This window comes from Paenibacillus sp. FSL K6-1122, from assembly GCF_037977015.1.
GTDB classification, from domain to species: Bacteria; Bacillota; Bacilli; order Paenibacillales; family Paenibacillaceae; genus Paenibacillus; species Paenibacillus amylolyticus.
In genome coordinates, this window is record NZ_CP150272.1 from 2,987,640 (window position 1) to 3,000,528 (window position 12,889).

Genomic DNA, 12,889 nt, shown 5'->3' on the forward strand with positions numbered 1-12,889 from the left:
ATGACTTTGGGACTGTTGAAGATTAGAACTGGAAATGTTAGGGTAAAAGAAGATAACGAAGTGCTCCATTTTTTTTAATTAAAAATGACCAATATACCATTTCAGTCAGTTAGTTCTTTGATGGTTTTGTCGTTATCTGGATGAAATATGAAAATGTGCAAAAAATAACTTGAATCTGTTGATCTGAAGAGTAAGTGTAATCGCGTCTGTAAATCAAGTCATTATTTTTTAGTTGTAGAACTCTTAACTTGGAAAGAAGGAGTGAGCGTCATGCCACCAATTTCAGTGCCTCAACCAAAAACATTTGGCCCACTGGGCAACTTGCCGCAATTGAACTTTGAAGAGCCGGTGCAATCTTTGGTGAAACTGGCTGAAGAATATGGACCGATCTTTCGTATGGAATACCCGGGGCGGAGTGAATTGTATATTTCCGGTCACGAACTGGTCGCTGAGGTAACAGATGAATCCAAATTCGACAAACGTGTGTGGGCACCCCTTGCGAAGGTTCGTGCTTTTGCAGGAGATGGACTATTTACGAGTTGGACTGAGGAGCCAAATTGGAAAAAAGCCCATAACGTACTGCTGCCAAGTTTCAGTCAACGTGCCATGCAGGGATATCACAACAAAATGATTGATTTGGCTGTGCAGCTGGTTCAGAAATGGTCACGATTGAACCCGGATGAGACGGTTAACGTTCCGGATGATATGACGCGTCTTACGCTCGACACGATTGGACTGTGTGGGTTCAACTATCGGTTTAACAGCTTCTATCGGGAAGAACCTCATCCATTCATTACAAGTATGGTTCGTGCGTTGGATGAATCCATGAGTTCATTGCAGCGACTGCGTCTGCAAGACAAGCTAATGATCACCAAAAAGAAACAGTTTGAACAGGATATCCGTTCCATGTTCTCTTTGGTGGATCACATTATTGCCGAGCGCAAAGAGAAACCGCAGGAAGGCGCAGATGATCTGTTGTCCCACATGCTAAGCGGCAAAGACCCGGAAACAGGAGAAACGCTAGATGATGAGAACATCCGTTATCAGATTATTACATTCCTGATTGCTGGACATGAGACCACAAGTGGTCTATTATCCTTCGCCGTTTATTACCTGATGAAGAACCCGGATACGCTGGCTAAAGCCCAAGCTGAGGTGGATCAGATTCTGAAAGATCCGGTTCCCACGTACAACCAGGTTCGCAATCTGAAGTACGTTCGTATGGTTTTGAATGAAGCATTGCGTTTATGGCCAACGGCCCCGGCATTTTCTCTGTATGCAAAAGAGGACACGGTACTTGCGGGTCAATATCCTTTGCAAAAAGGAGACAGCGTCAGTGTACTTATTCCCAAACTGCATCGTGACCGCGAAGCATGGGGAGACGACGTAGAGGAATTCCGCCCGGAACGGTTCGAAGATCCGAGCAAAGTGCCGCATGATGCCTATAAACCTTTTGGTAATGGTCAACGGGCCTGTATTGGTCAGCAGTTTGCACTTCAGGAAGCAACGCTGGTACTGGGCATGGTGTTGAAGCATTTTGACTTCATAGATCATTCTGATTATCAGTTAAAAGTGAAAGAAACGCTGACGCTCAAACCGGATAACTTCACAATTCGTGTACGTGCGCGTGGCGGGCAGCCAGTCATGGCCGTTCCGGGTGTAGCGGTAGAAGAACCAAAGCCAGTTGCTAAAAGAACGGAGCCGGATGCAGCCAATGCCCACCACACACCGATGCTTGTTCTATACGGTTCCAATCTGGGTACCGCTGAAGGCATTGCACGTGAAATTGCGGATACCGCCAGATATCAGGGTTTCCGGAGTGAGGTCGCTACGCTTGATGATCGTGTTGGCAAACTGCCAAAGGAGGGTGCCGTCATTATTGTCAGTGCATCCTATAATGGTCAGCCGCCAAGTAATGCCAAGATGTTTGTCGAGTGGATCGAACATGCGGATGCCAATGAATTCAAAGGTGTGCGTTTCGCCGTTCTTGGATGCGGTGACCACAACTGGGCCAGCACCTATCAGCGTATTCCGCGTTTAATAGATGAACAGTTATCTTCCAGAGGAGCAGAGCGGTTATCACCACTGGGTGAGTCAGATGCTAGCGGAGATTTTGAGAAACAGGTGGGGGATTGGACAGAGCAATTATGGCCAGATCTCGCACGAACGATGGGACTGAAACTGAACACAAGCTCCAATAGCGAACGCAGTTCACTGTCTGTACAGTTTGTAAGTGGACTCGCCGTAACACCGCTTGCGGATACGTATGATGCACATGTGGCAGAAGTACTTGAGAACAGGGAGCTTCACGACGCGGGCAGTGAACGAAGCACACGTCACCTGGAGATCAAATTGCCAGAAGGCATAACCTACAGGGAAGGGGATCACCTGGGCATTCTGCCGCAGAACCCACCGGAGCTGGTGGAACGTGTATTGTGTCGTTATGGATTCACCGGAACGGAGCATCTCGTTCTGGATGCATCCGGTCGCAGTGCCGCACATCTGCCGCTGCATCAACCGGTGAACCTGTATGATCTGCTCAGTCATAGCGTTGAGCTTCAGGAGGCGGCAACTCGTGCGCAGTTGAGAGAAATGGCAGCATACACCGTATGTCCACCGCATAAGAAAGAACTTGAAGCGCTGCTTGATGAATCTGTGTATATGGATGAAGTGCGGAATAAACGGATCTCCATGCTGGATTATCTGGTGAAATATGAGGCATGTGAACTGCCGTTTGAGCGTTTCCTTGAATTATTGCCTTCACTAAAAGCCAGATATTATTCGATCTCCAGTTCACCGCGTGTTCAGCCCGATCAAGCGAGTATTACGGTCAGTGTTGTGCGCGCCCCAGCATGGAGTGGACAGGGAGAATACAAAGGCATTGCGTCCAACTATCTGGCTAACCTGAAACCGGGTGACGAGATCGTCATGTTCACGCGGACACCGGAATCCGGCTTCCAACTGCCGGAGGATGCACAGGTTCCCGTTATCATGGTAGGTCCGGGTACAGGTGTTGCTCCATTCCGAGGTTTCTTGCAGGCAAGGCACGTATTGAAGGAACAAGGTCGTGAGGTTGGCGAAGCCCACCTGTACTTTGGATGCCGGAATCCCGAGCATGATTATCTGTACAAAAATGAATTGGAAGCAGCCCAGCAAGAAGGGCTTGTGAAACTTCATACGGCCTTCTCCCGTGTAGACGGGGAGGAGAAATGTTATGTACAGCATCTGATGAGAGACGATGCCCATCATCTGATTCCTTTGTTTGAAGAGGGTGCGCATCTGTATATCTGCGGTGATGGCAGCAAGATGGCACCTGATGTGGAAGCTACACTCCAGCAGGCATACGCTGATATTCATGGCAAATCCGCGAAGGAAGCAGAAGATTGGCTTAATCAGCTTCAGCAGGAAGGTCGTTATGCCAAGGATGTATGGACAGGCATCTGATGTACACATGTGAAGGGTCAGCTTGATCCGTAACTGGCTGAGCGGTGAGATACAGAAGCAGTTCTGTTCTCACCGCTTTTTGACATAAAATGATTCTTCAGCAGATAAGTGGTTGCATGGGTTATAATTATATATTGGAAGGGAGCACCCGTATGCAGACATTTGGGAACCATTGTATGGCTTGCGAAAAGAACCAGCTTTACTTCCGCCTACAAGGCCGTTTCAGGTTTTTTCTTCCGGTGGTTGGCCGATAGATCGACTCGACGCTGGAGAGAGGAAATAAAATACGGGAAGGGACTCTGCCTTTTCCTTGGAGTTCAAGATAATCCAGTCCCACACCCACAAGTCTGATATTGTTAAATGCATTCCTGGAAGGGAAAGTCGTGCGGATTCCCACTCTGACGCCTCGCCGTGTTCGAGGAATATCGAATACCCGAATGGAATTCAGACTAAGTGGAATGAATAACTGCCGGTTTACTTTGATAAACTGCCTTGGATAGACACGACGAATACGTCCCGGTTCCAACCCGGAGAGTGGAGTATTCAGTTCTGCAAGGTGCCCCTGGAGTTCTGCCAGGCGCTGCTGAAGTGTTTTTCCAGTATGGAGATGCTGCCAGCTCATAAGTATTCCTCCGTTCGCCATTTGTACCTAGTATATGAAGGAACGGGGTCGGAAGGTGTACGTTTGATAGCCCATGTTCGTTAAGGCTAACGGGGTTTCTTTTATAATAGAGGAGTGATTCACATGATCGTAGAGATGTATAAAGACCTCATTAAGGATGAGCGTGGCAATTATTATCTAGCAGTGCAGATCGAGGGCAATGAGCTTACGCTCGTTAATGCTTTCGTCGAAGCGGCATTCACACCTGAACTGATCTACAATGAAGAGTTTCGTGCCAAGCATAAAGAGATGGAAGGCGGGTTTGTAGGCAAAATTGCGATGGATCTGCTAAGGCACGATGTGGTCATGGGGATGAAGCAAATCGACCGCAAACTGTTGAACTTGTCGGATGTGGAACAGCATTTCACGGTAAATTATATTGATACGATTGAATTTTATCGTCACCCGGCGTGGAACCGGAAGGTGTAGAAATAAAGAAATGCAAAAGCGCAAGTGCAGGGGCAGTAAACCTCCGCAACTTGCGCTTTTTGCATACAAACAATTAACGATACGTAGGATGGATGATGCCAATATCGCGCTCGGTGCTCAAACTTCCATCAGCGTAACGCTGCATTTCATTTCCTTTGATCCGAATCGGAATGTGCTCTCCTTGATAGAAGAGCTCTCCCTCAACGGTGCGAACGCTCATTCCAATAACGCCTTCCAGATGTCCACAATGATCCGTCACCAGTCGAATCCCTGACGGGCCATCCAGATGAACCTTGCCTTCCAGATATACCGTCATGCGATCAGGCGTGTTGACCAATTCATATCCTACTCTGTTGACTTTTCGGCTATAAGCCGTGTTGCCAGATACGATCTCGCCATGATCCATGTCGATGGGGAGCAGTCCGGTAAACCAGAGCTGATTCGATCCAACAGGCATAATTCCGCATAATCGCTCCACATAATCAAGGAGACAGAGAATGGAGGGTGAGTAAGTCTCTGTAAAACCTTGTTCTCCGGTCCATGGGCTTAGTACCTGACCAAATCGCTTATTTTTGGATAGAGCGGACAAGATTGGCTGCATTACCCAGGTTAGCTCCACATATCGATGATGATACTCGAATGCGTGAGGTGCCCGAATCAGACTCAGGAAATTGGATGCCCCTCCCCAGCTGTTATAAGAGGAAAAGGGATCAAATCTGGGATCATCCATTGAAATCGATGTAAACGGGTATTTAGCGAAAAACTTGCTTGTATTCAACAGGTACCGACGCAGTAGGTTATCGAACAATTCACGGTCGCCCACCTCGCAGGCCATTACGCGGAGCAACACATCGGATTGGACTCTGACCAATTCGTCATTGCGATCCCGATCATAGAAGAACATATCCTGTTCGTCGTAACAATAACGGAAAAGACTTTCCAGGCTAGACTCGGCTTTTGCTTTCCAATCCGTTCCCGATTCTCCCAGTTCTTCAGCCATGCGGGATAGATACAAGCGCTGACAATAGATATTGGCAGTCAGATCTGGTGCCAGAAAAGGCAGAATCGGAGAATCCGGTTGATAGGCAGAAGCATCATTCATGTAAGGTGTGTCCGGAACATGCCAGAATCGCGGGGATAAGTCATGTCCGGTGTCAAACGTACTGAACGCCTCTACACAGCCAGTTCCTCGAGTATTACGGTTGTGGGCAATCCACTCATCGTAACGAACCATAGCCTTATACATCGTGTTCAGGAAAGGCGACTGCTTGCCATGATTGCTATGAAGCTGATAGTGGTTCCATACACTGCGTGCCAGTGGAGTGACCAACTGGATTTGCCGGAAAGAGGGCCCGTTTGCCGTGAGTTTATACGGGAACAATCCATCTTCTCTTTGCTGCTCGGCAAATGCGAGGTATGTTGTTTCGGACACGGAAGGAAGCAGGCGAGACAGCAGCTCTGCATTGATGGTACCTGTGCTCTCTAACCAACAACCCAGATAGATGCCACCTTCTTGTAAAATAGGATCGTTGTCTCCCATGGGCAGGATACAAGCAAGCAATTTCTCCACGGCTGCATTATACGTAGCTTCCAGTTGTCCGCCCGATGCCGCAAACCGGATACCTGACGCATGCCATTCTTGTAATAACTGCTGATCTTCCGGTTTAACTGGCTGAACTTGATCCATCATCGAAATGTTGCGCAGCCGATTTAATATCTCTTCTGTCATATGTTCCTCCTCACAGTGTCTGGTTTCTGGTTATTGATTCGATTCAAAGATTCGAACGGTCCCGTTATAGAAGTCGGAGACAGCTTGCTCCACACTTTTTCGTCCAAATCCGATCTCTTGATTTGTCGTCTGAGCTAACTTGGAGAACTCTGCAAATCCAGGTGGATTGTAACTCACGTCAAATGGTTCAGTCTTCGTTGCTTCAGAGACAAGATTTGTATAGTTATAGACAATCTCCTCCACAGGGCCTGCACCTTCCTGAAGAAGATTTCGATTGGCTTCCGTAACGGGCACGCCACGGTCATTACCAAGGATATTGGTTGCTTCAGGATCATGAATCCAGAAGTCCATTAATATAGCTACTTCCTTCGGATGTTTGGTATTGGCATAACCTGATAATCCCTGACTGGATTCAAATACAACACCCGTTCCCTTAGGGCCTCGTGGTACAGGGAGTAACACCAGAGGATCTTCCGTCAAACTCTGGAATGCAGCAAGTTGGTTGGATGGTAGTAGAGTCATGGCTGCTTTACCTGTGATCAACAGGGATTTACTGGTATCATCATGCGGGTTGGATACCTGCAATTCCGGTGTGACTACACCGCCGGATGCCGAAGTCTTTTCCCAATACTGGAACCATTCCAGAATGTCTTCCTTGGCGAATCCAAGTGTGCCGTTTTTCATGTCATACAGTTGTTTACCCCTTTGTTTTAGAAAAATATCCATCCCGTCGACGGTAAAATTGTACGTCCCATAGAAGCCATCTCCGAGCTTGTCGGACAACTCTTTGCTGATGGCGGCATAGTCCGTCCAGTCCCAATCGGATGCTGGCAAAGGCACGCCGGCTTTCTCAAAGAGTGCCTTGTTAACAACAATTCCTCGTGCGTTCGCACCGGCAGAGATATGTTGCAGCTTCCCGTCGAGACGTCCGTATTCGATCATGGTTTCATCCATACCGTCCAAATTCAGTTCGTTGCCAACATACGGGTCCAGATTGAGCAGGACATCTTTTTTGGCATAGTCCACGACATTTCCGCCAAGGAAAAAGATATCTGGTGCTGTGCCTGATGCCAGCTGGGTATTCAGTTTGTCGAAATATCCGGAGGAGGGTGCAAATTCTCCTGAAATTTTAATATCTGGATATTTCGCCTGAAAGACTTTGAGGGCTTCATTCGTAATATCTGCCCGTTTCTGGTCACCCCACCACATGATGCGAAGTTCGACCTGTCCGCCCTCGGTAGTTCCATTATCATTACCATTGCCTGCATTATCATTAGCCCCTGTATGGTCTGTTCCAGAGCAAGCTGTTACGAGTAACAAAAGTGAAGTAATCATACCAATCATGAAACGTTTGAACATGGTAAATCCCCCTGTCTATGGATAATGAGAAACGTGTTGTTACTTCAGACCTGTGGTCGCAATGCCCTCAAGGAAATATCGCTGAAACAATAAAAAGATGATGGTCACGGGAAGCAGTGACAGGGTGGACATGGCGAGTAATGCGCCCCAATCGGATTGTCCTGAGGGATCAAAGAGAGAGCGAATGCCCAGCTGCACGGTGAACAGATCAATTTTGCTCAGATAGATCATCTGGCTGAAAAAGTCATCCCAGCTCCACAGGAAGGTGAAGATCGCTGTTGTAATCAGTGCCGGAACGAGCAGAGGCACTACGATTCGGAAAAAGATCTGTGATTGCCCGCAGCCGTCAATGGTCGCACTCTCGTCCAGCTCTCGCGGTATACCGCGTATAAATTGAACCATAAGCAAGATGAAGAAGGAATCCTGCGCAAGCCACTTAGGCAGAATCAGCGGGAAATACGTATTAATCCATTGAAGCTCATTATAGAGAATATACTGGGGCACCAGAGTAACATGGTAAGGCAACATAATTGTGACCAACATCATGCTGAACCACAGGCCTTTGAATCTAAATTTCAATCTGGAGAAGGCGAAGGCTGCAAGGGAACAGGAGATCACATTGCCCAGCACACTCATGACCGAGATCAGCACGGAGTTGCCGAAAAAACGGCCGAAGGAGATGCCCTGTAGACCTTTCCAACCATTAATATAGTGCTCCAGCGTGAAGCTGGTTGGAAATAGACTACCGCTGGTGAAAATGAGATGGTTCGGTTTAAATGAACTGAGAATCAACCATAGTACTGGATATAACATCAGCAGACCGAAGAGTATAATGGCGGCATGCCTCCCGGCCTGAACCAGTTTTCGTTTGATTGGCATATGCATTACCTCCCCTCCTGATTATCCCCGTAGAACACCCAAAATCGGGATGTAACAAAGACGATTGCGGTGAATACTCCGATAATGACCAACATGATCCAAGCCAGAGCTGAAGCATAACCCATATCAAAGAACGAGAAACCTTTCAGATACAGATACAAGGTATAAAACATCGTTGCGTCGAGTGGACCCCCGCGGCCATCTCCGATCACGTAAGCTGGTGTAAACGCCTGAAATGAATTGATCATGCTCATGATCAGGTTAAAAAAGATAACGGGGGAGAGCATGGGCAGAGTGATTCCGAAAAATTGACGTATTTTTCCCGCTCCATCGACATCGGACGCTTCATATAAGTCTGCCGGGATCTGTTTCAGGCCAGCAAGAAAGATGACCATGGCAGACCCGAATTGCCACACGGATAGTGTAATGATGGTGTAGACCACATAATCTGGATGCGCAATCCAGGATGGTCCCGAGATACCAAACCAGCTTAAAAACTGATTGACCAATCCATTCCCCTCAAAGAGTTGCCGCCAGACGATTGCAATCGCAACGCTGCCGCCCAAGAGGGAAGGGATGTAATATACAGTCCGGTAGATGCCGAGGGCTCGAATACCTTTGTTCAGCGCCATCCCCACCAGTAGAGCAAAGGCAAGCCTTAGTGGAACAGATAGAAAAACATAATAAAACGTCAGCCCAAGGGACCTGCGAAAGGTATCGTCCTCGGTAAAGATGTGAACATAGTTGCTAAGTCCAGTCCAAGTCGGTGATGACAGTAGATTGAATTTGGTCATGGATAAGTATAGGGACGCAACCATCGGTCCCAGTGTCAGACAGAAGAGTCCGATCAGCCAGGGCAGAAGAAACAAGTAGGCTGTGGTATTGTGCTGACCGTATAAGGGTTTGGTCTGTTTTTTCATCATGTGCCTCCCTTTTGAATGGGTAAGAATAATAGTTACCAGTTATGAATCCGCTTACAACATGCGGCGTTCTCTTGGTAACCACATCATACCGGGGAAGGGGAGAAGCTTGAATCTCATTTCTTCGGATCATGGCTATCGATTTTTTCGGAATGCAGCAAGCGATAGTCTGACGGACTCATGTTGAACATTCTTTTGAATTTCGAGCTGAAATAACTTGGTGAACTGAAGCCGGTCAGTTCTGTAATATCCCACACGGTTAATTGGGTTTCCTTCAGCAGTTGCAAGGCGTGTTTCATCCGAACGCCCGTCACATACTGAATAAAAGAGGTCCCTGCACCTTCCTTAAACAGTTCGGAGAAATAGGTAGGATAATAGTTAAACCGTTCAGCGAGTAACGTCAAGGTTAGCTCCTGCATGTAGTTCTCCTCGATATATCGCTTGGCTAAGTCTATAACCGTCTCATCCCCATCTTCTGAAGGAAGTTGTCGACTCAGGAAGTCTTGAGCCCATTGCATTAATAAGCGTTCTGCTTGATCTGGCGTCTTAAGCCACAGTATCCATTCCGGGGCTATAGGAAAATCCATCAACAGTGAAATTTGAAAAATACTTCGTGTCATTCGAGAGGGAGAAAGCTGGAATGCCTCGTGAAGTTTCTTGTGGATGATGCTGCGGAAGGAGTCCAATTCTCCTCGAATGAGGCAACGATGCAGCTTGCGTGTTGTTTCTTCAGGCAGTAATGGACTATAGTCTGTTCCTGCCTGAAGGTTTGGCCCGCTGACAGCCCGTTCAGCTGAATTCCATGCCAGAAGGGAATGGATATAACCTTCTTTCCAGTGCTCAAGTCCGGAACCAGAAAGCCCCACCCCAATCTTGAGTTCCATGGAAAAAACGGATGCCGTATGTTCCGTAAGCTGTTGGATGAATTCATGCTGCATACCATCTTGCACTATGAAATGCATGATCCCTGCGTGTGCCGAATCATGAAAAACCTGGACATTGTCTGAATCAGACTGGGCGATTTCATAACATACCATCTCAAAAGGAAGATGCATCTGCTCGTGTGAGCGATCTTTTCGAATATCCTGCTTGTCCGATTGACTTATACTGGCGGTGATGAAACAGACCTTCTGATCTTGCCATGATTCGAGATGAAATAATCTGAGCCGTTCTGGCATGGAGGAAGGCGGTAGGCGATTGCCTTTAACGAGATCAAGAAGGAAACGTTCCTTCATTTCCCGGTAATACTGAGAGAGTCGCCATTGCATCAATTCGGAATTGCCTCGAACTTTACGTTGTTCATCCAGATCCGCTTTGATTTTGCCTAATGTGGCTTTCAGTTCATCCCGGGTTACAGGCTTCAGTAAATAATCCATGACCTGACTGCGGACCCCCGCTCTGGCATATTGAAAATCTTCATAACCCGTGATAATGATAATCTGAATAGAAGGATTATAACTGCGGCAGACATCCAATAGTCTGATGCCATCCATGACAGGCATATTCATATCGGTAATCAGCAAGTCAAAATGTTCAGATTTCAAAAGTTCATCCGCTTCGATCCCATTAGAGGCTTCTCCTGTTATGACAAAACCCATGCCATGCCAATCGACTTTCAATTTTAATCCTTCGCGAACTTCGATCTCGTCATCTGCGATTAATACGTTGTACATCATATTCCTCCTGTACGGGTAGAGTCAGTTCAATACATGCGCCTCCGTTTTCATCGTTCTCCATGTGGACCGTGAACAAGCCACCATAATGCAGACGGCAACGAGCAATAACATTGCCCAGTCCAATATGCCAGCCTCCATTATGCAATATGGATTCCAATGAGGAGGGAGCAACCGGATGTTGCAACTTATTGATTATTTCTGCTGGAATACCCGGTCCGTTGTCTGAAACGCTGATGTGCAGACGATCATACATCCGGTTGATCCGTATCTGTACCTGAGCTGTCGTCTGATGCTGGAAGCTGTATTTCACTGCATTTTCAATAAGTGGTTGAAGAATAAACTTGATGATGACCACGGAGTTCAGTGTACCTTCTAACGTTACCGAAATGTCGAGTTTATGACCGAAACGAGTCTGCAAAATGGAGATATAACGCTGCACATAATCCAGCTCTTCGGTTAGCGGAACACGGTCGTCATTGGTATTGATAGAAAAGCGCATCATTTTACCCAGATCCTCAATGACCTGAACCGTATCATCCGTTCGGCGCTGAATGGCAAGACTGCTTACCAGCTCCAGAGTATTAAACATAAAATGTGGATTAATCTGTATGAGAAGTGCTTTGTACTCTGCTTGCTGGCGAAGCAGTTTCAGTTCAAATTCATTCTGGATATGCTGCCGTAGCTGACTGATCATATAACGGAAAGTGAAGATTACATAACTGATCTCGCTCTTTACATTTTTATCTGGAGGCAGAAGTGAATCCGCTTGGTCAAAAGCACCTCGTTGAACCTGTCTCATCGCCAGCACCAGTCTGGTCAAAGGTTTGGTTACGCCATGGGATAGCCATGCAGCAGCCAAGAGGGAGACCAGAATCAGGGCAATCGTCACCACCACAATTGTGCTTTGGAGCTTATGGAGAGAGAGGTACATTTCCTTTTCAGGTGCGATACCCGCCAACATCCAGCCGGTACGTCCCAGTTTCTTGAATACAAGAATGTCTCGCTGTCCTTCCTGGTTTTTGAGGTATGCCACACCGGATTTGAGCGGGCTGTTTCGAAAACGATCGATCTCTGCGGTAGCTACAGCACCCAACGCGTCTATCTGTTGTGACAGAATAGGATTTCCTTGCTCGCCCAGTAGAAAAATAGTGCTACTCTCCGCAAGATGTATGCGCCGGAGCGGCTCCAGAAAATAAGATTCACTGACATTCACCTTCATGACATTCTGCGCTGTAGCATGATGAAAGGTGCCAATGGGCATCAGCAGACTGACCACCGGATTACCATGATCTCTGACACGTTCATGTTGATCGGTGTGTGCAGGTAACCAGCGTTCTCCCAACGTGTAAAAATTCGTATACCAGGATTCTTGTACAAAGGCAGGGTCATATGTTACCTGATTCTCGCTGCCAATTCGCAGTCCATTCCGACGATAGATGGATACATCCGAGATACTGGTGTAACTGTTGGTTGCCTGAGTAAGAAAACGGCTCATCGTAAGATTGGCCAGCATCTTTTCTCCTTCGGGCAGGTTCGGATCACCGATCGCGTTATCCCAGTTTTTGCCCATATCACTATTAAAAACAAGAGAGGCGACATCGTAGATCTGCATCTGCACCATGTCTACGTATGAACCGTATTCCTCCATTTTCTCAAGAGCAGAGGATTCGATGTAAGAGCGAATGACCGTGCGTGATTCCTTGAAGAGCAGGTAGGAGAGTGTGCCAAAAGCGAGGACAAACAGGACAACGATAAAGGCAATCAGACGGTTTTTTAAAGAGAAGAACATAGA

General features: G+C 47.2%; 9 protein-coding genes. 2 read left to right on the forward strand and 7 right to left on the reverse strand.

All coding sequences use genetic code 11. From position 1 onward, the window contains the following. Nucleotides 1–270 precede the first annotated feature (270 nt). Complete coding sequence (locus tag NSQ20_RS13930; RefSeq protein ID WP_340032758.1) at nucleotides 271–3,444, forward strand: bifunctional cytochrome P450/NADPH--P450 reductase; 3,174 nt, start codon at nucleotides 271–273, stop codon at nucleotides 3,442–3,444. A gap of 199 nt (nucleotides 3,445–3,643) precedes the next feature. Here the strand turns inward: NSQ20_RS13930 and NSQ20_RS13935 are convergent, their stop codons facing one another. Next, nucleotides 3,644–4,066 carry a hypothetical protein gene (locus NSQ20_RS13935; RefSeq protein WP_036608832.1) on the reverse strand — a complete coding sequence of 141 codons (423 nt, stop codon included), beginning with the start codon at nucleotides 4,064–4,066 and terminating at the stop codon, nucleotides 3,644–3,646. 123 nt (nucleotides 4,067–4,189) lie between these two features. Here NSQ20_RS13935 and NSQ20_RS13940 point away from each other — a divergent pair, with 123 nt between their 5' ends. Next, nucleotides 4,190–4,534, forward strand: a complete 345-nt coding sequence (locus NSQ20_RS13940) for a hypothetical protein (RefSeq protein WP_340032759.1) — start codon at nucleotides 4,190–4,192, stop codon at nucleotides 4,532–4,534. Nucleotides 4,535–4,607: 73 nt separating this feature from the next. On the opposite strand, the gene NSQ20_RS13945 is transcribed toward NSQ20_RS13940, so the two are convergent. From NSQ20_RS13945 to NSQ20_RS13970, 6 genes are all read right to left on the reverse strand, one after another. Further along, complete coding sequence (locus tag NSQ20_RS13945) at nucleotides 4,608–6,263, reverse strand: hypothetical protein (RefSeq protein ID WP_340032760.1); 1,656 nt, start codon at nucleotides 6,261–6,263, stop codon at nucleotides 4,608–4,610. A gap of 30 nt (nucleotides 6,264–6,293) precedes the next feature. Further along, complete coding sequence (locus tag NSQ20_RS13950; protein ID WP_340032761.1) at nucleotides 6,294–7,622, reverse strand: extracellular solute-binding protein; 1,329 nt, start codon at nucleotides 7,620–7,622, stop codon at nucleotides 6,294–6,296. A 39-nt stretch (nucleotides 7,623–7,661) separates the two neighbouring features. After that, nucleotides 7,662–8,501 carry a carbohydrate ABC transporter permease gene (locus NSQ20_RS13955; RefSeq protein ID WP_340032762.1) on the reverse strand — a complete coding sequence of 280 codons (840 nt, stop codon included), beginning with the start codon at nucleotides 8,499–8,501 and terminating at the stop codon, nucleotides 7,662–7,664. A gap of 5 nt (nucleotides 8,502–8,506) precedes the next feature. Beyond that, entirely contained in the window at nucleotides 8,507–9,421 is a 915-nt protein-coding gene (locus tag NSQ20_RS13960) for a sugar ABC transporter permease (protein ID WP_340033025.1), read from the reverse strand. A gap of 116 nt (nucleotides 9,422–9,537) precedes the next feature. Continuing rightward, complete coding sequence (locus tag NSQ20_RS13965; protein ID WP_340032763.1) at nucleotides 9,538–11,094, reverse strand: response regulator; 1,557 nt, start codon at nucleotides 11,092–11,094, stop codon at nucleotides 9,538–9,540. Further along, on the reverse strand, nucleotides 11,069–12,886 hold the full coding sequence (locus tag NSQ20_RS13970; protein WP_101313905.1) for a sensor histidine kinase: 1,818 nt from the start codon (nucleotides 12,884–12,886) through the stop codon (nucleotides 11,069–11,071). Before NSQ20_RS13970 ends, NSQ20_RS13965 begins: the two co-directional genes overlap by 26 nt. Nucleotides 12,887–12,889: the final 3 nt, after the last annotated feature.

Bases quoted from the DNA above. Each gene is read 5' to 3' on its own strand.
- NSQ20_RS13960 (WP_340033025.1), bottom strand. From the start codon at position 9,421: ATGAAAAAACAGACCAAACCCTTATACGGTCAGCACAATACCACAGCC.
- NSQ20_RS13935 (WP_036608832.1), bottom strand. From the start codon at position 4,066: ATGAGCTGGCAGCATCTCCATACTGGAAAAACACTTCAGCAGCGCCTG.
- NSQ20_RS13965 (WP_340032763.1), bottom strand. From the start codon at position 11,094: ATGTACAACGTATTAATCGCAGATGACGAGATCGAAGTTCGCGAAGGA.
- NSQ20_RS13955 (WP_340032762.1), bottom strand. From the start codon at position 8,501: ATGCCAATCAAACGAAAACTGGTTCAGGCCGGGAGGCATGCCGCCATT.
- NSQ20_RS13945 (WP_340032760.1), bottom strand. From the start codon at position 6,263: ATGACAGAAGAGATATTAAATCGGCTGCGCAACATTTCGATGATGGAT.
- NSQ20_RS13940 (WP_340032759.1), top strand. From the start codon at position 4,190: ATGATCGTAGAGATGTATAAAGACCTCATTAAGGATGAGCGTGGCAAT.
- NSQ20_RS13930 (WP_340032758.1), top strand. From the start codon at position 271: ATGCCACCAATTTCAGTGCCTCAACCAAAAACATTTGGCCCACTGGGC.
- NSQ20_RS13950 (WP_340032761.1), bottom strand. From the start codon at position 7,622: ATGTTCAAACGTTTCATGATTGGTATGATTACTTCACTTTTGTTACTC.
- NSQ20_RS13970 (WP_101313905.1), bottom strand. From the start codon at position 12,886: ATGTTCTTCTCTTTAAAAAACCGTCTGATTGCCTTTATCGTTGTCCTG.